The organism is Halalkalicoccus sp. NIPERK01 (assembly GCF_030287405.1).
In the GTDB taxonomy this organism is placed as follows: Archaea; Halobacteriota; Halobacteria; order Halobacteriales; family Halalkalicoccaceae; genus Halalkalicoccus.
In genome coordinates this window covers 448531-475303 of the sequence record NZ_JASVVV010000002.1, presented here as the reverse complement: position 1 = coordinate 475303, position 26773 = coordinate 448531, and the positions used below count along the sequence as shown (strand labels likewise).

At 66.6% G+C, this 26773-nt stretch carries 26 protein-coding genes and 1 tRNA gene; 17 read left to right on the top strand and 10 right to left on the bottom strand.

Annotation, left to right across the window (positions count from 1 at the left end; all coding sequences use genetic code 11):
* Window positions 1-31 precede the first annotated feature (31 nt).
* The gene (locus tag QRT08_RS08540; RefSeq protein ID WP_286045517.1) at window positions 32-2884 is read right to left on the bottom strand and encodes a carboxypeptidase regulatory-like domain-containing protein; all 2853 of its coding nucleotides are present in this window, start codon (window positions 2882-2884) and stop codon (window positions 32-34) included.
* Between the two features lie 377 nt (window positions 2885-3261).
* Between QRT08_RS08540 and QRT08_RS08535 the strand changes: the two genes are divergently transcribed.
* Complete coding sequence (locus tag QRT08_RS08535) at window positions 3262-3735, top strand: VanZ family protein (RefSeq protein WP_286045516.1); 474 nt, start codon at window positions 3262-3264, stop codon at window positions 3733-3735.
* A 101-nt stretch (window positions 3736-3836) separates the two neighbouring features.
* Window positions 3837-4367 carry a 50S ribosomal protein L16 gene (locus tag QRT08_RS08530; RefSeq protein ID WP_286045515.1) on the top strand — a complete coding sequence of 177 codons (531 nt, stop codon included), beginning with the start codon at window positions 3837-3839 and terminating at the stop codon, window positions 4365-4367.
* An 8-nt stretch (window positions 4368-4375) separates the two neighbouring features.
* On the opposite strand, the gene QRT08_RS08525 is transcribed toward QRT08_RS08530, so the two are convergent.
* Window positions 4376-4978: a metal-dependent hydrolase gene (locus QRT08_RS08525; RefSeq protein WP_286045514.1), complete on the bottom strand. Its 603-nt coding sequence runs from the start codon at window positions 4976-4978 to the stop codon at window positions 4376-4378.
* A gap of 85 nt (window positions 4979-5063) precedes the next feature.
* On the opposite strand from QRT08_RS08525, the gene QRT08_RS08520 reads away from it, so the two are divergent.
* Both QRT08_RS08520 and QRT08_RS08515 read left to right on the top strand, forming a co-directional pair.
* The gene (locus QRT08_RS08520) at window positions 5064-6344 is read left to right on the top strand and encodes a DUF2238 domain-containing protein (protein WP_286045513.1); all 1281 of its coding nucleotides are present in this window, start codon (window positions 5064-5066) and stop codon (window positions 6342-6344) included.
* A 46-nt stretch (window positions 6345-6390) separates the two neighbouring features.
* On the top strand, window positions 6391-7239 hold the full coding sequence (locus tag QRT08_RS08515; protein WP_286045512.1) for an ATP-grasp domain-containing protein: 849 nt from the start codon (window positions 6391-6393) through the stop codon (window positions 7237-7239).
* A gap of 77 nt (window positions 7240-7316) precedes the next feature.
* Here the strand turns inward: QRT08_RS08515 and QRT08_RS08510 are convergent, their stop codons facing one another.
* The 5 genes from QRT08_RS08510 to QRT08_RS08490 form a co-directional block, all read right to left on the bottom strand.
* The gene (locus tag QRT08_RS08510) at window positions 7317-7523 is read right to left on the bottom strand and encodes a hypothetical protein (RefSeq protein WP_286045511.1); all 207 of its coding nucleotides are present in this window, start codon (window positions 7521-7523) and stop codon (window positions 7317-7319) included.
* 490 nt (window positions 7524-8013) lie between these two features.
* Window positions 8014-8637, bottom strand: coding sequence for a DNA protection during starvation protein (gene dps, locus QRT08_RS08505; protein ID WP_286045510.1), 624 nt, complete (start codon window positions 8635-8637; stop codon window positions 8014-8016).
* Between the two features lie 120 nt (window positions 8638-8757).
* Entirely contained in the window at window positions 8758-9201 is a 444-nt protein-coding gene (locus tag QRT08_RS08500; RefSeq protein ID WP_286045509.1) for a DCC1-like thiol-disulfide oxidoreductase family protein, read from the bottom strand.
* A gap of 31 nt (window positions 9202-9232) precedes the next feature.
* Window positions 9233-9610 (bottom strand): Hsp20/alpha crystallin family protein, encoded by a 378-nt coding sequence (locus QRT08_RS08495; RefSeq protein ID WP_286045508.1) that lies wholly within the window; start codon window positions 9608-9610, stop codon window positions 9233-9235.
* A gap of 41 nt (window positions 9611-9651) precedes the next feature.
* Window positions 9652-10704: a type II glyceraldehyde-3-phosphate dehydrogenase gene (locus tag QRT08_RS08490; protein WP_286045507.1), complete on the bottom strand. Its 1053-nt coding sequence runs from the start codon at window positions 10702-10704 to the stop codon at window positions 9652-9654.
* A gap of 224 nt (window positions 10705-10928) precedes the next feature.
* Here QRT08_RS08490 and gap point away from each other — a divergent pair, with 224 nt between their 5' ends.
* From gap to QRT08_RS08465, 5 genes are read left to right on the top strand one after another with little or no spacing between them, the layout of a single operon-like run.
* The gene (gap, locus tag QRT08_RS08485; RefSeq protein ID WP_286045506.1) at window positions 10929-11978 is read left to right on the top strand and encodes a type I glyceraldehyde-3-phosphate dehydrogenase; all 1050 of its coding nucleotides are present in this window, start codon (window positions 10929-10931) and stop codon (window positions 11976-11978) included.
* Window positions 11979-12031: 53 nt separating this feature from the next.
* On the top strand, window positions 12032-13228 hold the full coding sequence (locus QRT08_RS08480; protein WP_286045505.1) for a phosphoglycerate kinase: 1197 nt from the start codon (window positions 12032-12034) through the stop codon (window positions 13226-13228).
* A gap of 36 nt (window positions 13229-13264) precedes the next feature.
* Window positions 13265-14206 (top strand): aminopeptidase, encoded by a 942-nt coding sequence (locus QRT08_RS08475; protein WP_286045504.1) that lies wholly within the window; start codon window positions 13265-13267, stop codon window positions 14204-14206.
* Window positions 14207-14262: 56 nt separating this feature from the next.
* A complete protein-coding gene (locus QRT08_RS08470; protein WP_286045503.1) occupies window positions 14263-14910 on the top strand; it encodes an HVO_0476 family zinc finger protein in 648 nt (215 codons plus the stop codon).
* A gap of 2 nt (window positions 14911-14912) precedes the next feature.
* Window positions 14913-15539 carry a protein-L-isoaspartate(D-aspartate) O-methyltransferase gene (locus tag QRT08_RS08465; protein ID WP_286045667.1) on the top strand — a complete coding sequence of 209 codons (627 nt, stop codon included), beginning with the start codon at window positions 14913-14915 and terminating at the stop codon, window positions 15537-15539.
* Between the two features lie 40 nt (window positions 15540-15579).
* On the opposite strand, the gene QRT08_RS08460 is transcribed toward QRT08_RS08465, so the two are convergent.
* Window positions 15580-15975, bottom strand: a complete 396-nt coding sequence (locus QRT08_RS08460; protein WP_286045502.1) for a DUF5518 domain-containing protein — start codon at window positions 15973-15975, stop codon at window positions 15580-15582.
* An 87-nt stretch (window positions 15976-16062) separates the two neighbouring features.
* Here QRT08_RS08460 and QRT08_RS08455 point away from each other — a divergent pair, with 87 nt between their 5' ends.
* On the top strand, window positions 16063-16809 hold the full coding sequence (locus tag QRT08_RS08455; RefSeq protein ID WP_286045501.1) for a protein-L-isoaspartate O-methyltransferase family protein: 747 nt from the start codon (window positions 16063-16065) through the stop codon (window positions 16807-16809).
* A gap of 24 nt (window positions 16810-16833) precedes the next feature.
* Complete coding sequence (locus tag QRT08_RS08450) at window positions 16834-17013, top strand: DUF8107 family protein (protein ID WP_286045500.1); 180 nt, start codon at window positions 16834-16836, stop codon at window positions 17011-17013.
* Window positions 17014-17055: 42 nt separating this feature from the next.
* Here the strand turns inward: QRT08_RS08450 and QRT08_RS08445 are convergent.
* Window positions 17056-17128, bottom strand: a tRNA-Asp gene (locus tag QRT08_RS08445).
* 282 nt (window positions 17129-17410) lie between these two features.
* Between QRT08_RS08445 and QRT08_RS08440 the strand changes: the two genes are divergently transcribed.
* The 6 genes from QRT08_RS08440 to QRT08_RS08415 are packed head-to-tail and all read left to right on the top strand — an operon-like array spanning window position 17411 to window position 25601.
* The gene (locus QRT08_RS08440; RefSeq protein WP_286045499.1) at window positions 17411-17635 is read left to right on the top strand and encodes a DNA-directed RNA polymerase subunit H; all 225 of its coding nucleotides are present in this window, start codon (window positions 17411-17413) and stop codon (window positions 17633-17635) included.
* Window positions 17635-19200 carry a DNA-directed RNA polymerase subunit B'' gene (locus QRT08_RS08435; protein ID WP_286045498.1) on the top strand — a complete coding sequence of 522 codons (1566 nt, stop codon included), beginning with the start codon at window positions 17635-17637 and terminating at the stop codon, window positions 19198-19200. Before QRT08_RS08440 ends, QRT08_RS08435 begins: the two co-directional genes overlap by 1 nt.
* A 4-nt stretch (window positions 19201-19204) precedes the next feature.
* A complete protein-coding gene (gene rpoB, locus QRT08_RS08430) occupies window positions 19205-21031 on the top strand; it encodes a DNA-directed RNA polymerase subunit B (RefSeq protein ID WP_286045497.1) in 1827 nt (608 codons plus the stop codon).
* Between the two features lie 18 nt (window positions 21032-21049).
* Window positions 21050-24007 (top strand): DNA-directed RNA polymerase subunit A', encoded by a 2958-nt coding sequence (locus QRT08_RS08425; RefSeq protein ID WP_286045496.1) that lies wholly within the window; start codon window positions 21050-21052, stop codon window positions 24005-24007.
* Window positions 24000-25181, top strand: a complete 1182-nt coding sequence (gene rpoA2 / locus QRT08_RS08420; protein ID WP_286045495.1) for a DNA-directed RNA polymerase subunit A'' — start codon at window positions 24000-24002, stop codon at window positions 25179-25181. The genes QRT08_RS08425 and rpoA2 overlap by 8 nt, the downstream gene beginning before the upstream one ends.
* Entirely contained in the window at window positions 25182-25601 is a 420-nt protein-coding gene (locus tag QRT08_RS08415) for a NusA-like transcription termination signal-binding factor (protein WP_286045494.1), read from the top strand.
* A gap of 300 nt (window positions 25602-25901) precedes the next feature.
* Here the strand turns inward: QRT08_RS08415 and QRT08_RS08410 are convergent, their stop codons facing one another.
* Window positions 25902-26747: a phosphatase PAP2 family protein gene (locus QRT08_RS08410; protein ID WP_286045493.1), complete on the bottom strand. Its 846-nt coding sequence runs from the start codon at window positions 26745-26747 to the stop codon at window positions 25902-25904.
* Window positions 26748-26773 lie beyond the last annotated feature (26 nt).

Sequence of the window (26773 nt, the reverse complement as noted above, 5' to 3'; positions counted from 1 at the left end):
ACCGGACGGGAATCCGGTTGGTTCTCTGTGGTTAGGCGCGCTTGCGGAGCGCGATGCCGGCCGCGGCCAGCAGCGCGATCAGGGCCACGGCGATGCCGAAGCCGGGCTGATCCTCGCTGTCGCCGCCGTCGCCACCGTCGCCGCCGTCGCCACCGTCACCGGTGCCGGGGTCCTCACCCTCGCCGGGGTCTTCGCCCTCACCGGGGTCTTCACCCTCGCCGGGGTCCTCGCCCTCGCTGGGGTCGGTGATGTCGCCGCCGTCACTCTCGCCGAGCGTCAGCGTGCCCGTGTTCGAGGAGTCGTCGTCGACGGTGATGGTGCCGCTGGCCTCTTCGCCCTCGTAGCTGGCGGTCACGTCGTACTCGCCGTGCTGGAGTTCGAAGGTGGCCTCACCGTTGTCGTCGGTGGTCTCGGTCTGGCCGTCGATCGTGACGTCAGCGCCGGAGACCGCGTTGCCGTCAGCGTCCTCGACGGTGATCGTCACCTGGTGGGGTTCCTGATCGCCCGAGGACTCGACGAGCGTCGCGTCGACGTTGTCCTGAACCTCTTCAGCACCGTTGTTGTCGGTCATGCGGACGGTGAAGTTCTGTCCGGCCTCGTACTCGCTGAGGTCGAAGGCAGTGTCGACCGTGCCGTCGTCACCGACCTGTGCCGTCTGGCTCATCAGGAACGGGTTGTCACCGGTGGCGCGGAGCCGGACACGGACGTCCGAGCCGGGTGCCGCGTTGGACTCGCCGGTGATGTTGACCTCTTCACCGTTCTCGACCTGCAGGACATCCTCGTCGTTGAAGTCACCGGTGACTTCGAGGGTCCGCTCGACGACACTGAAGCTCGTGGTGGCTTCCTCTGCGTCGTTGTCGTCGCCCTCGGAGTAGGAGTTAACGTAGTCCTCACTCACGTTGAAGGTCACGTCGTACTCCTGATCGGCCTCGATACCGGCCTCGGAGGTGTCGACGACGAAGTAGATGCGGTTGTTCTCCGCATCCGTCACGACATCGAAGTTCTCGATCGTGTTAGCGGAAGTGTATCGGGCGGGGTTCGACTGCTCAATCGTGAGGTTGAGGTCGCTGCTGGCGAAGTCACCGTTCGCCAGCTGACCGAAGACACCGGAGACGTCGACGCCGATGACCAGCTGGTCATCCGTGGCGACTTCGCTGCTCTGCGTCGTCGCGTTCTCAAGGGCGTCAACGTCGGAGGAGATGTCCTCACCGTTGGGTGCGATCGCCGTGTCGATGTCACCCGTCGAGCGCTCGTTCAGGACGAGCGTGGCGAGGTCGGTTTCCTCGTTGCCGACGTACAGTTCGAGGTTGAAGTCAGCGGGGAGGAGTCGGTAATCCTCGCTAAGCTCCGTCTCACCCTCTCCGCCGAAGGCACCATTGAGACTAACAGTATCTTCGCTGTCATCCGCGGTGTAGAAGGTATCTGCGCCCTCCTTACCCGCGTTGTAGGTGTTGAAGTAGACGGTGACTTCGCCGTCGCCGTCGTTGTCAACAACGTTAATGCTCGCGTCGTAGTTCTCGTCGTCTTCCGTCAGGTTGACGGTTGCTTCACTCGCGCCACCCTCCAGTTCGACGGTGAACTCGACGATGTCACCGGCTTCCTGGCTGTAGGTGGAGGAGTCAAACTGAGCCGAAGCGGCGGCCGCCTCGGTCACTTCGATCGTGGCGTCATCCGAAGCGTCCGTGTCAGTCACTTCGACGGTGACGTTGTACTCGCCAGTGTCGACACCGCTGAAGTCAGCGCTGGTATCGCTGCTGGAGAGGACGACGCCGTCATCAGTGGAGCTGTCGACGCTGTCGCCGAAGATCGTCTGGAGTTCGCTCTGGCTGAGGTCCTCCGAGGTCACTTCGACCTCGTAGGTACCACGGTTCGAGTTGAGGTCGAGGTTGGACTCGCTGTCCGCGCCCTCGTCAACAACGCTGTCCGGGTTGAACTCGGCGTCGAGGTTCTGTTGTGCGACCTCCATGTTGGTAACTACGTTGTTGCCGTTTTCGTCAACGATCTTGTAGTTGCCATCGAGGCCGCTGGTACTGATGATTGCCGAGCCGTCGTCACCGAGAACGAACTCGGTCACGAGGCTGTTATCGCTGTCATTCGTTCGAACCTGATAGGTCTGACCGGCGCTGTTGCTGCCGTCGTCAGCCTCGAAGAACAGGTCCTGACCCTGCCAGTAGGTCATGCCGTCCTCGGCCACTGCGTCCGCGTTGTCGGGCGCAGCGAGTCCGAGTACAATGTCCTCGATAGCAGTTGCAGCGTTACCACCTGAGACAGTAGCCGTCGTGCTACCGTTCTCGAAGCCGTCTGCGGAGGCCACAACGGTGTGCTCGTCATCAGGGACGTTTTCGATGGTGTAGTCACCATTTGCGCCAGTGGTCGCTGAGAGGTCCGTACCCTCGACGCTCACCGTGGCGCCATCGATTCCGTTACCGGCGGCATCCGTCACCGTCCCGCTGATGCTGCCTGCAGGAACGAAGGTAGCCGTAGCAGTGTCAACGGTTCCGTTTTCACTGAACTGAACGGTGTACTCGCCCGCACTGTCCGCCGTTGCGGTGAAGGTTGCTACACCGTTTGCGTCAGTGGTCGCAGTATCTTCAGCAGCGATGCCGCCGAGAGACCCGACATCTCCAGCGTCATCAACGGTGATGGTAAGACCCGATTCATTAACGGGCTCACCGTTCCCATCTACAGCCTGTACCTCAAACGTTACTTGCTCAGTACCGTCGGCCGCTGCGTTGTCAGCGGTGACGGTCGCGCTAATGCCACTGTGGTTAGCCGCAGCCGCCGAGCCCGCAAACGCAGCGGACATGGCGAACACGGAGAGGACCATCAGGGCGGCAAGGAACAGCGCCTGTCCCTTTTCGCGTAGTGTGTGTTCTTGTTTCATGTTTCGTTTTTGATCGATCGACAACCCTTTCTCACCCGGTAGGACCCACATGGGCCACCGATCGGGCGATACTCAGGCCGTCCTTCGGGTAGGGGTATGCCTATCGAGATGTCGTCATATAATAAGCTTTGTGAATTAGTATAGAAATTAAAAGGTGTTTTGAGTAGATTCTAACGCGCCGACTCCCTCTTCTTCCGATCACTTTCTAGTCGTACTATTCTGATTCAGGGGTTTTACACCAGATTCTCCGAGTCGGCGTTTTCCGGGCGGGAACTACCCACACGCGAGAATCTCGGAATATTGTCAGGATCGACTACCGAATCCGTCACGAACGGAATCGCCGCAACACCTATGATATCTTACTATATTTATCTGATATGTTTGACGAGACACGCCCGGCGCGACGGGCGATCCGACTCCCGATCCGTCCGGCGCGCTGGTGGGCCGTCGCGGGCGTCGCGGGCCTCCTGCTGGCCGGCGCGCTCGCCTCCTCCGCGAACCTCGCCGTCCTGACGGGCCTGTCCGTCCCGACAGGGCCCGTCCGGATCACGACGTGGCTGCACTTCCTCGGGTACGCGACGCTCGGAGCCCTCTTCTGCGCGGCGCTCCACGCCGGCGCGTTCGCGCGTTCTCTCGGTGCGTCCCGGACGTTCCTGTCCGCGTTCGCGGTCGTCGCCGGCTACGGGCTGGCGGTCGAACTGCTCCACGCGGTCGTCCCGCACCGCACCTTCTCGCTGCTCGACGTCGCCGCGAACGTCCTCGGCGCGTTCGCCGGCAGCGCGCTCGTCTGGACCGTCGCCTCGCTCCTGTACCTGCGTGCGCGCACCGCCCGACCGGTGCGACCCTCCTGACTACCCTGTCGAACCGACCCCGAGACGGGCTAACCCCCTCCGAGCGCCCCGCTTCGAAGGGGTTATGTGTCGCGTTCGCCTGAAATCCGACAAGAGTATCTATGGTAGACAAACCCGCCTCGATGTACCGGGAGATCTCCAAACAGCCCTACACGCGCCGCGAGTACATCACGGGCATCCCCGGTTCGAAGATCGCACAGCACCGCATGGGCGACCGGGACCGCGACCGCGAGGACTGGCCGGTCCAGATCTCGCTGTACCTCGACGAGGAGTGCCAGATCCGAAACGGCGCGCTGGAGGCCTCCCGGCTGGCGATGAACCGCCACCTCATCAAGGAACTCGGCGAGTTCAACTACGCCGCGATCCTCCGGAAGTTCCCCCACCACGTCCTCCGGGAGAACAAGCAGGCGACCGGCGCGGGCGCGGACCGCGTCTCCGACGGGATGCGCCAGGCGTTCGGCAAAGTGGTAGGAACCGCCGCCCGGATCGGGAAGGGCGAGCGCGTGTTCACCATCTGGTGCGAGGTCGAGGACGCCCCCGTCGCGAAGGAGGCGCTCCGGCGCGCGTACAACAAGGTCTCGCCGCCGTGCACGATCAGGGTCGAGCGCGGCGAGGAACTGCTCGTTTCCTGAGATCCTTTTTACGTTTCGTGGTACCGGCTCGGGAGCCGCGTCCGTATCCGCGTCGGTAGCCGAGAGACGATCCACATCGTGATCCGTACCAGTTGCTTCCTGACGAGCGCGTAGCCCGCCGAGACGGCCACGAGGACGACGACTAGTTCGGAGAGGGGGCCGTCGAGGAGGACAACCATCGGCAGCGCCGCCGAGACGGCCAGCAGGAGGTCCTCGGGCGCGCCGTCGTAGCGCACCCCTCGCTTCGGGGCGATCCACCGCCCCCGGTAGTGGTCGTAGACGGCCCGGTCGGCCGTTTCGAGCCAGGGACGCATCTCCAGGCCCCCGCCGAAGGCGTCCATGACCGAGTGGACGGCCGCCCCGAGCAGGAACGTCGCGAGCGCCACCGTCAGGGTGCCGGGCGAGAGCAGCGCCCAGACGAGCGCGAGACCGGCGGCGATCGGGTAGTACACCGGGTAGTGGAGCGTCTTTCGGTGGCCGACGTAGAGGTCCAGATCGGGAAACAGCCCGCCGACCAGCCCCGCCACGAGGACCACCGGCGCGAGTTCCGGGACGGCGTAGGCCGCCGGCAGGGCCAGCGCCATCCCGACCAGCGCGTGTGTCGTCGCCATCATCGTGACCTTTCCTATCCGACGGACGTATATGGCTCTATCGCGCGACGCACACCCTTTGTACCCGCGGGCGGTACTGGACGGTATGGAACGGCGCGATCGGCCCGGGGGGCTGCTCGCCGTGACCCGCCTGAACGCCGTCCTGTCGTGGGGGTTCGTGCTCGCGATGGGCGGCGTCGCCGTCACGAGCACGGCCGACGGCGCGTTGCTGTGGGCGGCGGTCGTCACGACGGTCGTCGGCATCTCCGTCCTGCCCGCGGTCGTCCTCCGGGACCCGGCGGTGATGCCGCCGTGGGAACTGCTCCTGCTCGCGAGCGTTCCCGTCCTCTGGGGGTCGTTCGTCGGGTCGACGTTCGGGTCGGGGATCGCCACCTACCTCTCGGTCGCGGCGATCGCGCTCGTCATCGCCGTCGACCTCGACGGGTTCACGGCCGTGCGGATGAACCACGCCTTCGCGGTGGGGTTCGTGGTGATTGCGACGCTCGCGGTCGCCGGGGTCTGGGCGGTCGTCCGCTGGCTCGCCGACGTGGCGCTCGGGACGGCCTACCTGTTCGACGGCCGGAGCGGGGAGGCGATCAACGCCGCGGTGATGGTCGAGTTCGTCTACGCCGCGCTCGCGGGCGTCGGGGCGGGGATCGTCTTCGATTACTACTTCCGCGGGCGCGCTCGAACCTCGGACCGGTCGACGGGGCCACCCACGGCGCCCGCGCCGGAGCGGGACGGGCGACTTCGCGACCGACTCGGGGTTCCCGAGCGCTACCAGCGGGGGGCCTCCCGGGCGATGCAGGCGACGCTCGCGCTCCTCGTGGTCGGTGGCCTGCTCGCCGGCAGCCTCTCGGTCGTCGCCAACGGCGCCGTCGCGCTCGCGATCACGTTCGTCCCGGCGATCCTCGAACGTGACTACGAACTGCCGATGGACCCCGGTCTCGTCCTCTGGATCACGGCCGCGGTGTTTCTTCACGCGCTGGGCACGGTCGGGCCCTACGAGTGGCCCGTCCGCTGGGACGCGCTGACCCACGCGCTGTCGGCGTCGGTCGTCGCGGCCGCCGGCTACACGCTCGTGCGCGCGATCGACATTCACTCCGACGAGGTCTACCTCCCCGCGCGGACGATGGTCGTCGTCCTCGCGCTGTTCGTCCTCGCGGCGGGCGTCGTCTGGGAGATCCTCGAGTTCCTCATCGATCTGGCTGCCACCCGACTGGGCGTCGAGGCCGTCCTCGTCCAGCACGGCATCGACGACACCGTCGTCGACCTGCTGTTCGACGCGCTCGGCGCGCTCGTCGTCGCGCTCTGGGGGACGGCCTACCTCGCGGACGTCTCGACGGTCGTCTCCGAACGCATCGGCGAGTGGCGCGGCACCGACTGAGCGGGCGATTCGAGGGGTCTTTGGGCCCTCGCTCCCAGCGACCCGCATGGTGCGACTCGCGGTCGCCACCCGTGCAGAGACGTTCGAACGCCTCGGGGCGACGCTCCCCGACCGGGGGATCGAGGTCCGCCACCTCCGAACATCCGAGCGGACCCTCTCGCTCTCGGACCCGCCGTGGTCGCCCGAGGGGTTCGACGTCGGCCTCGTCTACCCCCCGCGGCTCATGGAGGGCGGCGTCGCCGACGCCCTCCTCGGGATCCCGTGGGTCAACGACCGCGAGGCGGTCCTCGCCTCGCGCAACAAGGGCGAGGTCATCGCGCGCCTCTCGCGTGCCGGACTCCCGGTACCCGAGACCGTCGTGGTCTCGAACCCCGTCCCGCGCGAGGAGCTTCGGGCCGTCTTCGAGCGCTTCGACCCGCCCGTGGTCGTCAAGCCCAACTCCACCACCCGGGGGGCCGGCGTCACGCTCGCGGCCGACCTCGACTCGTTCCTCGGAATCTGTGACTACCTGGGGCTCGTCCACGACTTTCCCGCGACCGACGACAAGTCGTTTCTCGTCCAGGAGTTCCTCCCCGACGCGCGGGACTACCGGGCGATGGTCGTCGGGGGCGAGTACGCCGGCGCGGTCGAACGGTCGGGCGAGGGCTGGAAACACAACGTCCACGCTGGCGCGCGGGCGACGGGCGTGGCCCTGTCCGACGACCTGCGTGACCTCGCCGAGCGGAGCGCGGCGGTCCTCGACGTCCCGTTTCTCGGCGTCGACCTGCTCGTCTCCGAGGGGAGGGCGGTCGTCTCCGAGACCAACGCCCGGCCGACCGTCGACGCCGCCACGAAGTACGAACCCGGCTTCGACGACCGGCTCGCGGCGCTGATACGCGCGCGCGCAAAAGGGTAATCCGTCGCACACCCACCGTTTCGTGTGGGATCGACTCCCGTGACGAGACGGCTTCACGCGCTCGACCCGGCGGCGTTCTACGAACTGCTCACCGCGTTCGTCGCCGCCGCCTGGAACGTCCCCGAGAGGGACCTCGACGTCTCCCCGCCCTCGCCCGACCGAAGCGTCGAGATCCGGCTTCCCGACGGGACTCTCGTGATCGCGTTCCAGTACGCCCCGCCCGCGGTCGTGAGCGAACGGGCGATCCGCGAGGCCACCGAGGCGGGCGTCGACGTCGTCGTCACGACGAGCGGGTTCGCGCCCGGCGCGGAGACGCTCGCCGAGCGCGAGGGAATCGAACTCGTCGACGGCGAACGCTTCGCCGGCCTGCTCGTCGAGCACGGCGTTCCGATCCCCGAACCCGCGAATCGGGATCTCGTCGATCTCGTTGAGGAGTTGGCGAGCTACTGGTCGGAGGCACTCGCCGCGACCGCCCACGAGGTCGCCCAGACGGTCGATTCGGCCGGTGACTTCGAGTACGGCCCGTCGAGGGCCGACTACAGCACCGACCTCGACGTGATCCCCGTCGGCGAGACGGAGCCCGCCGCCAACTCCGGTTCTCGTCGGCGGGCTTGCGACTGTACGTCCGCCGGGACGGCTGGGAGCGCGTCGTCGGCGTGTCGGCCCACGGCGAGCACGTGCCGTCAAACCCCCTGGAACAGGTCCGTCGGGCAGTCGATCCGTTGGGCTGACGGTCGCAAAAAACGGAAACCTGGGGGCTCGAGTGCGGGCGTCCTAGGCGCTCTCGTTGAACCGGTTGTTCGTCGAGAGGGGCGCGTCGCCGGGCTCGCCGCGGACGAAGTGGCCCGCCGGGTTGACCTCGCCGTCGCGCTCCATGCTGAGCAGCTCGATGAACCACGCCTCGTGGTCCATCTCCTCCTGGAGGATGCGCTGGGCCATGTCGTAGGTTCGGGGGTCACAGTCGCGGGTCATGTCACAGACCTCGCTCCAGGTGCGGATCGCACAGCGCTCGGCTTCCAGTAGTACCTCGAGGATGTTCTCCGGCGACGGATCGTCCGGGAGTTCGGCGTCGGGACACGACGCGCGGTCCGCGAACTCGCGGATGTCGTTGGGGATCATGCCGTCGAGTTCGTACACCCGGGGCATGACGAGCTCGAAGTGCGCGCGGTCCTCGAGTCGCGCGTCCTCGGTGATCTCCTTGTAGTCCTCGTTGCCCGCCAGGTGGGTCCGGAGGTTCGTGTAGTAGTAGTACGTGGTGAACTCCGCGCCGATGGCGTCGATCAGCTTCTCTCGGATCTCCTCGGGGTCGCCGCCCCGCTCGCGGATGGTCTCCATTCCGACGCGCTGGCTGGTGTCGCCCGGCTGGACGCTGCCGCTTGCGTGTTGTTTCTCGCTCATGATTTCCTCCGTTCCGGCAAACGGTTTTGGGATACTTAAAATTTGATTCCCGATTCACCACATGTCATTTCCCATCAGGAAATCACACGCCCCTCGAGGAGGACGGAATTTTCCGAAAAGCTAGGTCGGGACGACGGCCGTGCTCTCGGCCGCCCGCGAGAGCGCCTCGAACCGTTCGCTCGCCCGCTCGGCGAGCGGGTAGCTGTCGTGGTACGGGTCGGGATCGCGGTCCTGGCCGACGACGGTCTCGATGGCGTCCGCGATCCCCTCGTAGTTCTCGCCGACGAGGTCCCGGACCAGAACAGGCACGCCCGCGCGCTCGCAGAGTTCGTTCGCGGCGGCCCGGCCCGCGTACACGCGCTCCTCGCGGCTGTCGACGAACACGAGCGCGAAGGGCACCTCCTCGAACTGCGCCGCGAGAAACCCCTGGGCGGGGTCGTCGTACCACGAGACCGCCCCCACACCCGGGAGGCGGCGCATCGCCGTCGCGGCCGCCGAACAGAGCGGGCACTCGCCGTCGTAGATCAGGACGCTGTGGTGCTCGCGGTCGTCGGGTTCGGCCATATCCGGAGGTGGATCCGGCGGAGAATAAGCGTTAATCGACGTCGATCGCGGCCGACCCGTCCGCGCGCGTGAGCGTGACCTCGAGGACGCCGTTGTTGTAGGTCGCGCGCGCGGAGTGTTCGTCGACGCGCCCCGGCAGCGCGATCCGTTCGTCGTAGTCGCGGTGGTCGTTCGCGGCGCTGATCGTCAGCGCCTTTCCGTCGCAGGTCAGCCCGATGTCGCCCTTCTCGACGCCCGGGAGGTCCGCGATCACGCGGATCTCCTCGTCGGTCTCGTAGATGTCGACGTGCGTGTCGCTGCCGAAGCCCGCGTCGTTTACCTCGACGCCGCCGCCCATCACGTCGTTCATCATCCGCTCGAGTTCGCGGAAAATATCGTCGAAGGGGTCGTTGCGGTCGTCGCGTCTCATACTCCCGGTAGGTCCCTGTGCGACAAAAGGTTTTGCGGGCCTCAGGGCGCCGGCGACGTCATCGTCACCTGTCGGGGATCGGGCAGCCCGATCCCGAGCGTCTCGTCGGTCATCGCCATGCTCTCGTCCTTGTCGGCGAGGCCCGTCATCGCGCGGATCGCGTCGACGTTCTCGGGGATCACGTCGCTCTCCTGGTGGATCGCCTGGAACAGGTAGAGTTCGGAATCCTGGACGTTGATCGACTCGCCCCAGACGCAGTTCTCCCAGAGGTCGCCCCGCGGCCGGTCCCGGTCGCGCGCCAGTTCCCGGAGCTTGCCGGTCCCGTCGATCGCCAGGTCGTCGTCCACGACGAAGATCCGCGATTCGTTCGCGAGCAGGTCACGGACCTCCGCCGCGGTCGGTGCGCTCTCGAGTTCGATGTTCAGGCTGTGCATGTGCATCAGCGTCGCGGGTACCTTCAACCCCATCGTGTCGATCGAGAGATCGGGAAAGATCGTGTTGACGTCCGGGCCGTGGTGGGAGGGCACCGCGATCGGGTCGGGGAGGATGTCGTTGATCGGCCCCCGTCCCGTCTGGTCGGGGTCACCGCCGCGTCGAACCAGCGTCGCGCGCACCTTCTCGACGCCGTAGGCCTCCTCGAGGGGGGCAACGAGCCGCGAGAGCCCCGTCGTGTTACACGAGACGACGCGGACGTACTCCGCCCCCTCGGCGGCCTCGAAGTTCGCCCGCGCGTTGAAGCTGGTGTCGACCATGTCGTCGGCCTCCTTCCCCTGAAAGATCGCGGGCGTCCCGGCGGCCTCGTAGCGCGGGCGGTTCTCCGCGCCGATCCCGCCGGGGGTGGCGTCGACGACGATGTCGCTCTCCGCGATCAGGTCCTCGCTGGTCCCCGCTACGTCGTAGCCCGCCTCCCGGAACGCGCTCACGCGGTCCTCACGGGCGGAGTAGAGCGCGTATCCCCGGCGCACCGCACCGTCGGCACCGAAATCGGGACTGGCTTTCGAGACCCCACAGACTTCCATATCGGGCTGGGCGGCGACCGCGTCCGCGACGCGCTTGCCGATGGTGCCGTACCCGTTGATACCGACCTTGAGCATACACGTGATGGTGGGACGTCAGGGGGAATAATATTTACGAGTTAATAGTTAAGAAACTAACTCGGAAGCGAGTAACTCCGGTCGGCGACACGCTTGGGGAGTGACTAAGGTCGTTCGACCCGTAGCCGTCTACACGGTGCTTCGGGCCGTGAGAACCCCGGTTATGCACCGCCTACCGGGGACCGTCGCAAGATACTTAGCCCCCCGGGAACAATAACTCGAATATGAGTAAGAACTTCGAGGACGAACCGGTGCGGGTGGGACTCAACGGGTTCGGGCGGATCGGCCGGAACGTCTTCCGGGCCGTCATGGACACCTCCGGAGTAGAACTCGTCGGGATCAACGACATCATGGACGCCGAGGACATGCGCTACCTCGCGAAGTACGACACCGTCCAGGGTCGCCTCGACGGGCTCGAACTCGACGGCGAGACGCTCGTCTACGGCGACATGGAGGTCCCGACGTTCAGCGAGAAGGACCCGACGCAGTTGCCGTGGGACGAACTGGACGTCGACGTCGCCTTTGAGGCGACCGGCATCTTCCGCACGCGCGAGGACGCCGCCCAGCACCTCGAAGCCGGCGCCGAGAAGGTGATCATCTCGGCCCCGCCGAAGGGCGAGGAGCCGGTCACGACGATCGTCTACGGCGTCAACCACGAGGAGTACGACGGCGACGACGTGCTCTCGAACGCCTCGTGTACCACCAACAGCGTCGCGCCGGTCGCGAAGGTGCTCGACGAGGAGTTCGGCATCGAATCGGGCCTCCTCACGACGGTCCACGCATACACGGGAACACAGAGCCTCGTCGACGGCCCGCAGGGCAAGACGCGGCGCGGCCGGGCCGCCGCCGAGAACATCATCCCGACCTCGACGGGCGCGGCCCAGTCGACCACCGAGGTCCTGCCCGAACTCGAGGGCAAGCTCGACGGGATGGCGATGCGCGTGCCCGTCCCGAACGGCTCGATCACCGACCTCACGGTCGACCTCGAGGCCGACGTCGGCGCGGAGGAGGTCAACGAGGCGTTCCGTAACGCCGCCGACGGCGACCTCGCGGGCGTGCTGGGCTACACCGACGACGAGATCGTGTCCAGGGACATCCTCGGACTGCCCTTCTCCTCGTACGTCGACCTCGAGTCGACGCTCTCGGTCGAGGGCGGGCAGGTCAAGGTGCTGACGTGGTACGACAACGAGTACGGCTTCGCCAACCGGATGCTCGACCTCGCGAAGTACGTGATCGCCCAGGACGAGCGGACGCGCGCCGAGGCGGCGGCCTGAAACCGCGGGCACGGGGCCCGGTTTTTATTAACGCTGTCGACCTCCCTCGAGGCATGTTCAAAACGATCGACGACCTGCCCGAGGAGGGGCGCCTGCTGGTCCGGATCGACGTCAACTCGCCGGTCGAGGACGGCGAGGTGCGGGACAACCGCCGCTTCTCGCGCCACGCCGAGACCCTGCGGGAACTCGCCGACGCCGGCCACGCGGTCGCCGTGCTGGCCCACCAGGGCCGACCCGGCCGCGAGACGTTCGTCTCGCTCGAATCCCACGCGAAAATCCTCTCCGAGCACCTCGATCGCGAGGTGCGGTACGTCCCCGACACCTACGGCGAGGCGGCGCTTGAGGCGATCCGCGGACTCGATCGGGGCGAGATCCTCCTCCTCGAGAACGTCCGGATGGTCGACGAGGAACTGGCCGACCGCACGCCCGAGGAACACGCCGAGAGCGCGCTCGTCGAGACCCTCTCCCAGGAGTTCGACGCCTACGTCAACGACGCCTACTCGACGGCGCACCGCGCGCACGCCTCGATCGTCGGCTTTCCGCAGGTGATGGATTCGTATGCAGGTCGCGTCATGGAGGCCGAGTACGAGGCCAACTCCGCGATCCAGCGCCGGGAGTTCGACGGCCACGTCGTGATGGTCCTCGGGGGAACGAAGGCCGACGACCTCATTCACGTCATGGAGCGCGTCGAGAGCGTCGACACCTTTCTCCTCGGCGGGATCGTCGGCGAACTCTTCCTCCGGGCCGCGGGCCACGACGTCGGCTACGACGTCGAGGGCACCGACTTTTTCGACGAGCAGTGGGACGAACAGGAAGGGACGATACGGGAACTGCTCGACTCGTACGGGGATCGCATCCGACTGCCCGTGGACCTCGCCTACGGGGACGAGTCGGGCGAGCGCGCGGAAGTGGCGGTCGAGGGCGTCGAGAAGGAGACGTCGTTTCTCGACGTGGGAAGTGAGACGGTCGAGGGGTACGAGGAAGTCGTCACCGACAGCGAGGCCGTCTTCGTAAAGGGGGCGCTCGGGGTCTTCGAGGACGAGCGCTTCTCCGAGGGGACCGTCGGCGTGCTCGACGCCATCGCCGGGACGGACTGTTTCTCGGTGGTTGGCGGCGGAGATACGTCGAGAGCGATCGGGATGTACGGGCTGAGCGAGGGCGACTTCTCGCACGTCTCGATCGCGGGCGGGGCGTACGTCCGGGCGTTGACGGGCGAGTCGCTCGTGGCGATCGAGGCGTTAGAGCAGTGAGTAACGCCTAACCGCCCTCCGGACGGACCCTCCGACATGGATCTTCGACCCGCAGCCGAGACCGCGCTCCGCCAGTGTATGGCCCTTCGGTCCGACGAGTCGTGTCTGATCGTCACCGACGATGACAGGAGACGAATCGGCGAGGCGCTCTACGAGGTCGCCCGCGGGATCACCGACGACGCGGTCGTGCTCACGTACCCGCCGGGTCCACAGCACGGCGCCGAACCACCGGAACCGGTCGCCGCGGCGATGCGGCAGGCCGACGTGGTGCTCGCACCGACCACGAAGAGCCTGAGCCACACCCGCGCGCGCGGCGCGGCGACCGACGCGGGCGCGCGGGCCGCGACCCTTCCGGGGATCACCGAGGAGGTCTTCGTCACCGGCCTCGACGCCGACTACGAGCGCATCCACGAGGAGTGCGAGCGGGTCCTGGAGCAGGTAGCCGACGCCGAAAAGGTCCGCGTGACCTCGCCGCAGGGGACCGACGTCACCTTCGAGCCGGGCGAGCGCGAGTGGCTCGCGGATACGGGGATCGTTCATCGCTCGGGCGACTTCTCGAACTTACCAGCAGGAGAGGTGTTCGTCAGCCCCGAAACCGCGAACGGGACCTACGTGGTCGACGGGACGATGCACCCCCACGGGTTGCTGGATCACGCGATCACGATCGAAGTCGAGGACGGCTACGTCACCTCGGTGAGCGATCCCGAGGTTGCCAGGGAACTGGAGGTAGCGGCCGACGAGGCGGGCCGGGACGCCTACAACCTCGCCGAACTGGGGATCGGGACGAACCTCGCAGTGACGGAGTTGGTCGGTTCCGTCCTCCTCGACGAGAAGGCCGCCGGGACGGTCCACGTCGCCATCGGCGACGACGCGGGCATCGGCGGCGATACCGACGCTCCGATCCACTCCGACGGGATTCTCCGGGAGCCGACCGTGTATGCGGATGACGTGGAAGTGGAGCTTCCACGCGTCGAGTGAGCGGGGTCCACCCGAGCGCACACGACTTTTATAGCGCGGCCCGTTACTCCCCTCCAATGAGCAACACAGCGAGCCAGGTGGCGCTTGTCTGTCCCTCGTGTTCGCCCGACGAGGAGACGGTCCACGAGGTGTTGAAACCGGGCGGGCAGGCGACGGTCCGGTGTACGGCCTGTGGCCACACCCACAAGACGCGAATCGAGGAGGAGACCGAGGCCGACCTCGACGTGATCGTCTCACAGGACGACGAGTCCTTCTCGGCGAGCGCAGAGGTGCCAGAGCACGAGGAACTCGCCGTCGGCGAGGAGTTCGTCCTCGACACCGAGGAGGCGATCCTGCTCGTGCGGATCACGAGCATCGAACTCGACGAGGACAGGCGCGTCGAGAGCGCCTACGGAGAGGAGATCCGAACCCTGTGGACCCGTGCGGTCGACAACGTCTCGGTCAACCTCACTGTCCACCCCAACGAGAACCGCGAGGAGAGCCGAAGCGTCAAGCTGGGGGTCCCCGGCGACCACGAGTTCACCGTCGGCGAGCGCGAGGAGATGGCCGGCGAGGAGTTCGTCGTCACGGGGATCCACGTCAAACGCGACGCGACGGGCTACGACCGGGACAAGTTCGACTTCGACGGCGATTCCGTACCGGCGAAGGACGTCAAACGCCTCTACGGCGAGGACGATTCACCCACTGCGTGGTCCGCCTGGTGAGCATGGATTACGAGGCCGCACGCGAGGAACTCGCGGATCGGCTCGCCCGCCGTGAGGGCCTCTCCGAGCCCACGATAGCGGCGATGAAGGCGGTGCCGCGCCACGCGTTCGTCCCCGAGTCCCGACGGGGGAGCGCCTACGCCGACCGCCCGCTGCCCATCGGCGACGACCAGACGATCAGCGCCCCCCACATGGTCGCGATCATGACCGACCTGCTCGGGGTCGAGGCGGGCGATTCGGTGCTGGAGATCGGCACCGGCTGTGGGTATCACGCCGCCGTCACGAGCGAGGTCGTCGGCCCGGAGAACGTCTACTCCGTCGAGTTCAGTTCCGACCTCGCCGGGCGGGCGAGGGAGACGCTGGAGCGGATCGGTTACGGCCGGGTCGGCATCAGACAGGGCGACGGCCGGGCGGGCTGGCCCGAGAACGCGCCCTACGAGGCCGCCTACTTCACCTGTGCGGTACCCGAGATCCCCGACGACGTAGCGGAACAGGTTCGCTCGGGAGGCACGGTTCTCGCGCCCGTCGGCGAGTTCTCCCAGCGACTCGTGCGCGCCCGCGTCGGCGACGAGGGGATCGCCGAGCGCGAGGCCCACGGCGCGGTGCGGTTCGTCTCGATCCGGGGCTGATCCTCGCCGTACGACTCCAACGACGGATCGGAAAACCGAATCACAGGCGCTCGTCGGTTCGGGTCCCGTTCTCGGGCGTCCCGTACTCCTCGTAGAGGTACGCACCGAGATAGCCCCCGAGCGCGCTCAGCCCGACGACGTACAGCGATCCCACCACCAGAGCGGCGACGACGACGACCAGCGAGACGGCCGTCCCGACCGGATCGAGGGTGAACAGCCCGACGAATCCGACGATGGCCAGCCCGAGCAACCCCAGTGGAACGAGCGCGAGCAGCCCGGAGAGCGCGCCGTTTCGCACCCCTCTCTCCGGCTCCGCGCCCTGGAGGTAGGCGGTGACCGCACCGCCGGCGATCGGTGCCAGCGGCACGAACCACGAGAGGATCGCCGTGACGACCGCGCCGATCAGCGCGTTGGTGAGGGTGTCAGAGTCGGCCATACCCGAAACTGGTACCGGCTCCGATATGATCGTACCGGCCGTCCGTGAAAGCGCGCGGTTCTTAGGGCTGGACCGCCGAGGGCCGACATGGACCCCGCCGTCCTGCGCGAGGACATGGTCGACAGCCTCGAACACGAGGCGAAGGCCGTCCTCGATACCGAGCGGGTCGCCCTCGCGATGCGCGACGTGCCCCGCCAGGCGTTCGTCGACGAGCGCGTCGCCTACGCCGACCGCGCGACCGAGGTCGACGGGACGACCGCCCTCGCACCCAGCACCGCCGCCCGCCTCCTCGAGGCGCTCGACGCCCGCGAGGGCCACTCCGTACTGATCGTCGGCGTCGGCGTCGGCTACACCGCCGCGGTCCTCGCGGAGGTCGTCGGCGCGGCGAACGTCCAGGCCGTCGACATCGACCGCAACATGGTCTACACCGCCCGCCGGAACCTCGAGCGCGCGGGCTACGGCGAGGTGCTCGTCGACGGCCGGGACGGTTCGCGCGGACTCCCCGAGTACGCCCCGTTCGACCGGATCCTCGTCGAGGCCGCCGCCGTCCGCCCGCCGCGCGCGCTGCTCGATCAGCTCCCCGAGGACGGCCGGCTCGTCATGCCGATGGGCGCGGGCGAGCAGACGCTCGTCGCGCTCGACTCGGGCGGCGAGGTCCTCGAACGGGTCTGTCCGGTCGCCTTTCGGCCCCTCCTCATAGAGGGCCAACAGCCGGGGACGCTCGAACGGAACCGGACGGAACGCGAGGACCGCGAGTTCGCGGAACGCCACGCCCAGCGACGACACGGCTGGGAACAGGGATGGATCGACTGGGAGCGCGGTCGGTACGGCTAAGTCGTCGCTGTCGGATGCGTGGATATGGCCCGCTCTCAGGGGGACCCGCGCGTGGTGTTCGTTCTCAACGTCGTCCTCTCGGCGACGTTCTGTTACGCCGTTCTGCGAGGCCTCGACTTCGTCGGCGCCGTCGAGTTCTCGTGGCCGCTGATGGCGGGGACGACCGCCGCACTGGTGGTCCTCACACACATCGTGACGCGTTGACCTGACGAGTTCGGCCGTCGCTCGCGGAGGTGGATCCGGAAACGCCCGGAGCGGGATTTGAACCCGCGTCACGACCGTGACAGGGTCGTATGATGGGCCACTACACCATCCGGGCGAACGCATCTCCACCTTTCCGGCTTGCAGACTTAAGGCTTTCCAAACGAGGCATCCGTGTGCCGGGAACCCAAAACACTCATTCCGGTCCCCGACGTATCGGGCGATATCTGCAACGGACAGCAGACGACCGACGTCGGTCGCGCCCGCCACGGCGGGCGCTGCGAGTAGCGGTCGCGCCGGTCGCTTTTGAAAACGCTTAAATGCCCGCCGCCAGTACGTGTCTGTAGTATCTCGTGACAGCAGCTTCTCTCGCCAGCCAGCCGTCAGACACCGCACACACATGGACGTAAGTGACCACACTCTGGTACCGGAGCACAGCCTCATGGACGAGGCGGAACTCGATGCCGTGCTCGCGGAGTACGACATCAAACGCACAGACCTCCCGAAGATAAAACGCACCGACCCCGCGCTGCCGGACGAGGCCGAGGTCGGCGACGTCGTGAAGATCGTCCGCGAGTCACGGACGACCGATCGAGCCATCGTCTACCGACTGGTGATCGAATAATGGACGCCACACACCGCCGGACGATCTCCGAGGAGTACTTCTCGAAGGAACGACTCGCCGAACACCACTTCCGCTCGTTCAACGACTTCCTGAACCGGGGGATGCAGCAGGTCGTCGACGAGAAGGAGACGATCGACACGGACATCGGAGACAAGGAGGGCGAGGAGCCCGTCTACGTCGAACTCGGCGACGTCCGGGTCGTCACGCCCCGGGTTCGGGAGGCCGACGGCAGCGAGGAACTCCTGTATCCACAGGAAGCCCGCCTTCGCAACATCACCTACGCCGCCCCCGTGTTCATGGAGATGAGCATCGTCAAGGGCGGCGAGGAGGAAGAGGAGCGGGTCGTCGACTCGACCGAGACCAAGGTCGGGCGGATGCCGATCATGGTCGGCTCCGACAAGTGTAACATCGACGGCTTCACCGACGAGGAGCTGATCGACATCGGCGAGGATCCCGCGGATCCCGGCGGCTACTTCCTCGTCAACGGCTCCGAGCGCGTTCTCATGACCAGCGAGGACCTCGCGCCCAACAAGATCCTCGCGGAGTACGACAGCAAGTACGGCGACGAGATCCAGGTCGCAAAGACGTTCAGCCAGCGCCGGGGCTACCGCGCGCTCGTGCTGTGTGAGCGCGGCCGGGACGGGCTGCTCGAGGTCTCGTTCCCGAGCGTCTCGGGTTCGATCAACTTCGTCACCCTGGTGCGCGCGCTCGGGCTCGAATCCGACGAGGAGATCGTTCATCGCGTCTCCGACGACCCCGAGATCGTGAAGTTCATGCTCGAAAACCTCGAGGAGGCCGACGTCCAGACCACCGAGGAGGCCATCGAGACGCTGGGCAAGCGCGTCGCCTCGGGCCAGGGCAAGAACTACCAGCTCAAGCGCGCGAACTACGTCATCGACCGCTACCTGCTTCCCCACCTCCACGAGGACGGCGTCCCCGACGAGGACGTCCGGATCAACAAGGCGTTTTACCTCTGTCGGATGGCCGAGGCGTGTTTCGAACTCGCGCTGCAGCGGCGCGAATCCGACGACAAGGACCACTACGCGAACAAGCGCCTCAAAGTGTCCGGCGACCTGATGACCGACCTCTTCCGGACGGCGCTGAACAAGCTCGCACGCGACGTGAAGTACCAACTGGAGCGCGCGAACATGCGCAACCGCCAGCTCTCGGTGAACACCGTGGTTCGCTCGGACGTCCTCACGGAACGCCTCGAACACCCCATCGCCACCGGTAACTGGGTCGGCGGCCGATCCGGCGTCTCCCAACTCGTCGACCGAACCGACTTCATGGGTGTGCTCTCGCACCTCCGGCGGCTCCGATCGCCGCTCAGCCGCTCGCAACCGCACTTCGAGGCGCGCGACCTCCACGCGACCCAGTGGGGTCGGATCTGTCCCTCCGAGACCCCCGAGGGGCCCAACTGTGGGCTGGTGAAGAACTTCGCGCAGGCGATGGAGCTGACCCAGAACATCGAGGACGAACAGGGACTCAAACGAGAATTGGCGTCGATGGGCGTCGAGGGCATTCCGGGCCTCGACTCGACCACGCGAACGCCCGCGGACGACTAACACCATGGCACAGGCACGAGACGCGAAGGTATACGTCAACGGCAGTCTGGTCGGCACCCACCCCGACCCCGAACAGCTCGCAGAACAGGTCAGAGAGGCGCGACGACGCGGCGAGGTCAGCGAGATGGTCAACGTCTCGGTCAAGGACCGCACCCGCGAGGTCGTGATCAACGCCGACGCCGGGCGCGCACGCCGCCCGCTGCTGGTCGTCGAGGGCGGCGAACCCCTGATCACCGACGAGGCGATCGAGGCGCTCGAGAACGGCGAGATCGGGTTCGACACGCTCGTCGACCACGGCTACGTCGAGTTCATCGACGCCGAGGAGGAGGAGGACATCTACGTCGCCGTCGACCGCGAGGAGGTGACCGACGCACACACCCACCTCGAACTCGACCCCCAACTCATCTTCGGGATCGGCGCGGGGATGATCCCGTACCCCGAGCACAACGCCTCCCCCCGGATCACGATGGGGTCGGGGATGATGAAACAGTCGCTCGGCCTGCCGAGCGCGAACTACCGAATTCGACCGGATACCCGCCAGCACCTGCTTCACTACCCGCAGCTCTCGATGGTCAAGACCCAGACCACCGAGCAGATCGGGTTCGACGAGCGCCCCGCGGCCCAGAACTTCGTCGTCGCGGTCATGAGCTACGAGGGGTTCAACATCGAGGACGCGCTCGTGATGAACGGCGGGTCGGTCGACCGCGGGCTCGCGCGGTCGCACTTCTTCCGGACCTACGAGGGCGAGGAACGCCGATACCCCGGCGGACAGGAGGACCGCTTCGAGATCCCCGGCGAGGACGTCCGCGGGGCGCGCGGCGAGGAGGCGTACACCCACCTCGACGAGGACGGCCTCGTGAATCCCGAGACGGACGTCGACGAGAGCTCCGTCCTCCTCGGGAAGACCTCCCCGCCGCGCTTCCTCGAGGAGCCCGACGACATGGGCGGGCTCTCGCCCCAGAAGCGCCGCGAGACGAGCGTGACGATGCGCTCGGGCGAGTCGGGCATCGTCGACACCGTCACCCTGATGGAGGGCGAGGACGGCTCGAAGCTCTCGAAGGTGAAGGTCCGCGACGAGCGCATCCCCGAACTCGGCGACAAGTTCGCCTCCCGGCACGGCCAGAAGGGGGTCGTCGGCCACATCGCACCCCAGGAGGACATGCCCTTCACCCAGGAGGGCGTCGTCCCCGACCTGGTCGTCAACCCCCACGCCCTGCCCTCGCGGATGACCGTCGGCCACGTCCTCGAGATGCTCGGCGGGAAGGTCGGCTCGCTGGAGGGACAGCGCGTCGACGGCACGCCCTTCTCGGGCCGGGACGAGGACGAACTGCGCGATTCGCTCGAGGAACGCGGCTTCATGTCCTCGGGTAAGGAGGTCATGTACTCGGGCGTGAGCGGCGAGAAGATCGAGGCCGAGATCTTCGTCGGGACCATCCTCTATCACAAGCTCTACCACATGGTCTCGAACAAGCTGCACGCCCGCTCGCGCGGGCCGGTGCAGGTGCTGACCCGCCAGCCAACCGAGGGCCGCGCCCGCGAGGGCGGTCTCCGGGTGGGCGAGATGGAACGCGACACCGTCATCGGCCACGGCGCGGCGATGGTCCTCAAAGAGCGCCTGCTCGACTCCTCGGACCGCGAGTACATCGACGTCTGTGGGAACTGCGGGATGACCGCCGTCGAGAACGTCCAGCAACAGCGCGTCTACTGCCCGAACTGCGGCGAGGAGACCGACATCCACGAGATCGAGATGAGCTACGCGTTCAACCTGCTGCTCGACGAGATGAAGGCGCTCGGCATCGCCCCGCGACTCAAACTGTCGGAGGCCGTCTAACTCCCCACTACCCAATACATGCCACCACAAACCACACCCAAACAGATCGACCACATCGACTTCGGGCTGATGGATCCCGAGGAGTACCGGGACATGAGCGCGACGAAGATCATCACCGCCGACACCTACGACGACGACGGCTTCCCCATCGACATGGGGCTGATGGACCCCCGACTGGGCGTCATCGACCCCGGACTCGAGTGCAAGACGTGTGGGAAGCACTCGGGGGCCTGCAACGGCCACTTCGGGAACATCGAACTCGCTGCTCCAGTGATCCACGTCGGCTTCACGAAGCTGATCCGTCGCCTCCTGCGGGGGACCTGCCGGGAGTGTTCGCGCCTGCTTCTGACCGAGGAGGAAAAGGAGGAGTTCCGCGAGGAACTCGTCCGAACGCGCGAACTCGGCGACGACGTCAACGACGTGACCAAGGCCGCGATCCGACAGGCCCGGAAGGCCGACACCTGTCCCCACTGCGGGGAGGTCCAGTTCGACATCCAACACGAGAAGCCGACGACCTACTACGAGGTCCAGCAGGTCCTGACCAGCGAGTACTCCGAGCGGATCGCGGGGGCGATGCAGCCCGGCGAGGAGGAGGACGACGAGGCGACGACCCCGCCCGAACTCGCCGAGGAGACCGACATCGACGTCTCGCGGATCAACCAGATCCTCTCGGGCGAGTTCCGCCCCCGGCGGGCGGACCGCGAGGCAATCGAGAAGGCCCTCGGGATCGACCTCACCGAGGAGGACCTCAACAAGCTGATGCCCTCGGACATCCGCGACTGGTTCGAGGACATCCCCGACGAGGACATCGAGGTGCTGGGGATGAACCCCGAGAAGTCGCGCCCCGAGTGGATGATCCTCACCGTTCTCCCCGTCCCGCCGGTCACGGCCCGACCCTCGATCACGCTCGACAACGGCCAGCGATCGGAGGACGACCTCACCCACAAACTGGTCGACATCATCCGGATCAACCAGCGGTTCATGGAGAACCGTGAGGCCGGCGCGCCCCAGCTGATCATCGAGGACCTCTGGGAGCTGTTGCAGTACCACGTCACCACGTTCATGGACAACGAGATCAGCGGGACGCCCCCGGCACGTCACCGTTCCGGTCGTCCCCTCAAGACGCTCAGCCAGCGCCTGAAGGGCAAGGACGGCCGGTTCCGTAACAGCCTCTCGGGCAAGCGCGTGAACTTCTCGGCCCGGACCGTCATCAGCCCGGACCCGACGCTCTCGCTCAACGAGGTCGGCGTTCCGAAACACGTCGCGAACGAGATGACCCAGACGATGGTCGTCACCGAGCGAAACATCGAGCAGGCCCGCCGGTACGTCGCCAACGGGCCAAACGAGCACCCGGGCGCGAACTACGTCCGGCGGCCCGACGGCCGCCGGCTCAAAGTAACGGAGAAGAACTGCGAGGCGCTCGCGGGCCTCGACGACGAGGCCGCGGAGATCCAGAGCCTCGCGCCCGGCTGGGAGGTCAACCGACACCTCGTCGACGGCGACATCGTGATCTTCAACCGCCAGCCATCGCTGCACCGAATGAGCATCATGGCCCACGAGGTGGTCGTGATGCCGTACAAGACCTTTAGACTGAACACCGTGGTGTGTCCGCCGTACAACGCCGACTTCGACGGCGACGAGATGAACCTCCACGCGCTGCAGAGCGAGGAGGCTCGCGCGGAGGCGCGCGTGCTGATGCGGGTCCAGGAACAGATCCTTTCGCCCAGATTCGGCGAGAACATTATCGGGGCGATCCAGGACCACATCTCCGGGCTGTATCTGCTGACCCACGAGAACCCGCGGTTCAACGAGACGCAGGCGCTCGACATGCTGCGCGGGACGAGCGTCGACGAGCTGCCCGAGCCCGACGGCGAGGACGAGGCCGGCCCGTATTGGACCGGCCGGACGCTGTTCTCCCAGCTGCTCCCCGACGGACTCGACCTCGAGTTCACCTCCTCGGCGGGCGACACCGTCGTCATCGAGGACGGCACCCTGATCAAGGGGACCGTCGACGAGGACGGCGTCGGCGCCTTCGGCGGCGAGGTCGTCGACCGGCTGGTCAAGGAGTACAGCGAGACGCGTGCGCGCGTGTTCGTCAACGAGGTCGCCTCGCTGGCGATGCGTGCGATCATGCACTTCGGCTTCTCGCTGGGGATCGACGACGAGTCGATCCCCGAGGAGGCCGGCGAGCAGATCGACGAGGCGATTCAGAACGCCTACGACCGCGTTCAGGAACTCATCGAGACCTACGAGAACGGCGACCTCGAGTCGCTTCCGGGCCGGACGGTCGACGAGACCCTCGAGATGAAGATCATGCAGACGCTGGGCAAGGCCCGCGACAGCGCGGGCGACATCGCCGAGGACCACTTCGCGGACGACAACCCCGCGGTGATCATGGCCGAGTCGGGCGCGCGTGGCTCGCTCTTGAACCTCACGCAGATGGCCGGCTGTGTCGGCCAGCAGGCGGTGAGAGGCGAGCGAATCAATAGAGGATACGAGGGCCGAACGCTGAGCCACTACCAGGAGGGCGACCTCTCGGCGGAGGCCCACGGGTTCGTCGAGAACTCCTATCGGGCGGGGCTCACCCCGCGGGAGTTCTTCTTCCACGCGATGGGCGGACGCGAGGGGCTGGTCGACACCGCGGTCCGAACGTCGAAGTCGGGCTACCTCCAGCGCCGGCTGATCAACGCGCTCTCGGAACTCGAGACGCAGTACGACGGCACCGTGCGCGACACCTCCGACAAGATCGTCCAGTTCGAGTTCGGCGAGGACGGCACCTCGCCGGTTCGCGTGTCCTCCTCGGCCGACAACGACCTCGACGTCGAGGCGATCACCGAGCGCGTCCTGAACGAGGAGTTCGACTCCGAGGAGGACAAAGAGCGGTTCCTCGGCCGGCGCGAGCCGTCGACGAACCTCTCGGAGCACGCGGACGCACGGCGCATGAGCAGCACCATGGAGGCCGAATCAGATGACTGAGTACGACGTGAGCGAGGACGTAGAGGCGGTCGTCGAGGACACGGACCTGCCCCGGCGGCTCAAAGACCGCGTCTACGAGACGATCGAGGCGCGCGACGTGAGCACCGAACAGGCCGACGAGATCGCCCGCGCGGTCGAGAGCGAGTACCTCGACACCCGCGTGGACCCGCTGGATCCCGTCGGGACCGTCTCGGCGCAGTCGATCGGCGAGCCCGGGACGCAGATGACGATGAACACGTTCCACTACGCGGGCGTCGCGGAGATCGACGTCACGCAGGGGCTTCCGCGGCTGATCGAACTGGTCGACGCCCGGAAGACGCCCGACACGCCGATGATGACGGTCTACCTCGACGACGAGTACGCGACCGACCGCGAGAAGGCCCACGAGGTGGTCTGGAACATCGAGGCGACGCGCATCCTCGCGCTGGGCGACGTCTCGACGAACGTCGCGGACATGAACGTCCAGATCGACCTGAACGCCGACACCTTAGAGGAGCGCCTCCTCACGCCCGAGGAGGTCGCCGGGACCATCGAGGACTCCCTCGGCGTGTCGACGGTCCAGCAGGGGACGGCGATCCAGTTCGGCCCCGAGCAGCCCAGCTACCGGGACCTCCTCCAGCTGGTCGAGGAGCTGCGCGAGATCGTCTTCAAGGGGATCGAGGAGGTCTCCCGGGTCGTCGTGCGAAAGGAGGACACCGGCGAGGGCGAGGAGTTCGTCCTCTACACCGAGGGGTCGGCCTTCGGCGACGTGCTCTCGATCGAGGGGGTCGACTCCTCGCGGACGACGTGTAACAACATCCACGAGATCTACCGCAACCTGGGCGTCGAGGCCGCCCGCGAGACCATCATCAACGAGACGATGGACACCCTGCGCGAGCAGGGCCTCGACGACGTGAACGTCCGCCACCTGATGCTCGTCGCGGACATCATGACGACACGTGGAACGATCGAGTCGATCGGGCGCCACGGGATCTCGGGCAACAAGGACAGCGTGCTCGCGCGCGCGGCATACGAAGTCACCGTGAACCACCTGCTCGACGCGGCGATCCACGGCGAGGTCGACGACCTCAACGGCGTGATCGAGAACGTCATCGTCGGCAAGCCGATCAAGCTCGGGACCGGCGACGTCGACCTGCGGATGGGGTCGATCGGGTCGCCGACCAGTTCGGATTAGATGGCCCGGACCCTCTCGGACGACGCGCGCCGGTACATCGCCGCCTTCGAGGACGAAACCGGCGCGACCGCGACCGACTGCGTGATCGACGGGGATCGGCTGGTGTTCGTCGTGGGCGTCGGCGAGATGGGTCGGGCGATCGGCCCCGGCGGGAAGACCGTCCACCGGCTCGAAGAGCGGTTGGGCAAGGACGTCGATCTCGTTGAGGACGCCGACACCCCCGAGGCGTTCGTCGCCAACGCGCTCGCGCCGGCGGCGGTCTATCACGTCACGATCAGCGAGAACGACACCCTCGTGGCGTACGCCGAGGTCGCCGAGGGAGACCGCGGCGTCGCGATCGGTTCGGAGGGACGGAACATCGAGACCGCCCGCACGCTGGCGAAACGGCACTTCGACCTCGACGACATCCAGTTGACCTGATTCTGTCGGTCATACCTCTCGCCATCGTCGGTGGCAACGACGGGGAGTAGCTGCGCTGGCGAGAGTGACTCGTGCCACCGACGGTCATACTCCCATGACCGACGGTGTGAGGCGTCGGGGGCGTCGATCGCTTTTCGAAGGGTCGACGAACACCTCGTTCCGACGCGCCGCTCGAACGACTCGTGGTCACGACTGTCGATGCGAACGCCGTCCGAAAAACGATGAACAGCCGGGACGGGTCACGAACCTCTCGTAGACGCGACGTCGGGTATCGGATCCGTATCCGGGGGTCTGATCCGTTCAGTCCTGGGTCTCGGCCTCGATACGCGCTCGGGGGTCGGGGAGGTCCTTGCTCTCGGCCCACGTGACGAACCGCCGGGCGAGGTAGACGCTCGCGAACGCGAGGACGACGCCGGCGAGGACGTCGATCAGCCAGTGGATGCCGAGGTACATCGTCGAGATGACGATGCTCACGACGAACACCGCACAGACCCACAGCCAGCGGGGGTAGTGCTCGCGGGTTCGCCACGCGAGCAGCATGACGGTGATCGCGAGCGAGGCGTGCAGCGACGGGAAGACGTTCGAACTCGTGTTGATCGCCGCCGTCAGCGTCATGATCTCGGGGAACCGCTCGAACATCGGCTGGGCGACGACGTCCGGCAGCGCCCTGCGCGGTCCGTAGGCGATGAAGAGCGTGTAGAAGACGGTGCCGGCGCTGTAGTTGATGATGTAGGCGACCAGCAGCTCCTTCAGGTACCGCTGTGTCGGCAACAGCAGGTACGCGATGATCGGGAAGATCAACAGGAACGCGAAGCCGAACACGTAGACGAACGAGAAGTACCAGACTGCCTCCGCCGGGAACAGCGCCTGTAGCTGACCGACGAACCCTCCCTCGAGCGCGACCAGCGTGTCCGTGATGTTGACGCCGATCACCGCCGCGAGCGGCTCGCTCAGTTCGTGCGCGAGCTTGTTCAGCATGTAGATCACGCCCAGCCCGACGATGTACGGTCCCGATTCACGGATCTGGTACCGAAGTTCGGCGCGAGCGTCACTGATCGAGTCCAGCCCGATCACGACCACGCTCGTCAGCATCGTCATGGCGAGTACCACGCCCGTCACGAGCAAGAGGAGGGTGATCAGCTCCATAGGCCTTCCTCCACGGTCGTACACAC

Excerpts from the sequence above, each read along its gene's own strand:
- rpoB (WP_286045497.1), top strand. The coding sequence starts at position 19,205 with ATGGCACAGGCACGAGACGCGAAGGTATACGTCAACGGCAGTCTGGTC.
- QRT08_RS08525 (WP_286045514.1), bottom strand. The coding sequence starts at position 4,978 with ATGGCGACGACACACGCGCTGGTCGGGATGGCGCTGGCCCTGCCGGCG.
- QRT08_RS08520 (WP_286045513.1), top strand. The coding sequence starts at position 5,064 with ATGGAACGGCGCGATCGGCCCGGGGGGCTGCTCGCCGTGACCCGCCTG.
- QRT08_RS08540 (WP_286045517.1), bottom strand. The coding sequence starts at position 2,884 with ATGAAACAAGAACACACACTACGCGAAAAGGGACAGGCGCTGTTCCTT.
- QRT08_RS08460 (WP_286045502.1), bottom strand. The coding sequence starts at position 15,975 with ATGGCCGACTCTGACACCCTCACCAACGCGCTGATCGGCGCGGTCGTC.
- QRT08_RS08530 (WP_286045515.1), top strand. The coding sequence starts at position 3,837 with ATGGTAGACAAACCCGCCTCGATGTACCGGGAGATCTCCAAACAGCCC.
- QRT08_RS08535 (WP_286045516.1), top strand. The coding sequence starts at position 3,262 with ATGTTTGACGAGACACGCCCGGCGCGACGGGCGATCCGACTCCCGATC.
- QRT08_RS08470 (WP_286045503.1), top strand. The coding sequence starts at position 14,263 with ATGAGCAACACAGCGAGCCAGGTGGCGCTTGTCTGTCCCTCGTGTTCG.
- QRT08_RS08465 (WP_286045667.1), top strand. The coding sequence starts at position 14,913 with ATGGATTACGAGGCCGCACGCGAGGAACTCGCGGATCGGCTCGCCCGC.
- QRT08_RS08450 (WP_286045500.1), top strand. The coding sequence starts at position 16,834 with ATGGCCCGCTCTCAGGGGGACCCGCGCGTGGTGTTCGTTCTCAACGTC.
- QRT08_RS08415 (WP_286045494.1), top strand. The coding sequence starts at position 25,182 with ATGGCCCGGACCCTCTCGGACGACGCGCGCCGGTACATCGCCGCCTTC.
- QRT08_RS08440 (WP_286045499.1), top strand. The coding sequence starts at position 17,411 with ATGGACGTAAGTGACCACACTCTGGTACCGGAGCACAGCCTCATGGAC.
- dps (WP_286045510.1), bottom strand. The coding sequence starts at position 8,637 with ATGAGCGAGAAACAACACGCAAGCGGCAGCGTCCAGCCGGGCGACACC.
- QRT08_RS08425 (WP_286045496.1), top strand. The coding sequence starts at position 21,050 with ATGCCACCACAAACCACACCCAAACAGATCGACCACATCGACTTCGGG.
- QRT08_RS08410 (WP_286045493.1), bottom strand. The coding sequence starts at position 26,747 with ATGGAGCTGATCACCCTCCTCTTGCTCGTGACGGGCGTGGTACTCGCC.
- QRT08_RS08515 (WP_286045512.1), top strand. The coding sequence starts at position 6,391 with ATGGTGCGACTCGCGGTCGCCACCCGTGCAGAGACGTTCGAACGCCTC.
- QRT08_RS08500 (WP_286045509.1), bottom strand. The coding sequence starts at position 9,201 with ATGGCCGAACCCGACGACCGCGAGCACCACAGCGTCCTGATCTACGAC.
- QRT08_RS08475 (WP_286045504.1), top strand. The coding sequence starts at position 13,265 with ATGGATCTTCGACCCGCAGCCGAGACCGCGCTCCGCCAGTGTATGGCC.
- QRT08_RS08455 (WP_286045501.1), top strand. The coding sequence starts at position 16,063 with ATGGACCCCGCCGTCCTGCGCGAGGACATGGTCGACAGCCTCGAACAC.
- QRT08_RS08480 (WP_286045505.1), top strand. The coding sequence starts at position 12,032 with ATGTTCAAAACGATCGACGACCTGCCCGAGGAGGGGCGCCTGCTGGTC.
- QRT08_RS08495 (WP_286045508.1), bottom strand. The coding sequence starts at position 9,610 with ATGAGACGCGACGACCGCAACGACCCCTTCGACGATATTTTCCGCGAA.
- gap (WP_286045506.1), top strand. The coding sequence starts at position 10,929 with ATGAGTAAGAACTTCGAGGACGAACCGGTGCGGGTGGGACTCAACGGG.
- QRT08_RS08490 (WP_286045507.1), bottom strand. The coding sequence starts at position 10,704 with ATGCTCAAGGTCGGTATCAACGGGTACGGCACCATCGGCAAGCGCGTC.
- QRT08_RS08435 (WP_286045498.1), top strand. The coding sequence starts at position 17,635 with ATGGACGCCACACACCGCCGGACGATCTCCGAGGAGTACTTCTCGAAG.
- rpoA2 (WP_286045495.1), top strand. The coding sequence starts at position 24,000 with ATGACTGAGTACGACGTGAGCGAGGACGTAGAGGCGGTCGTCGAGGAC.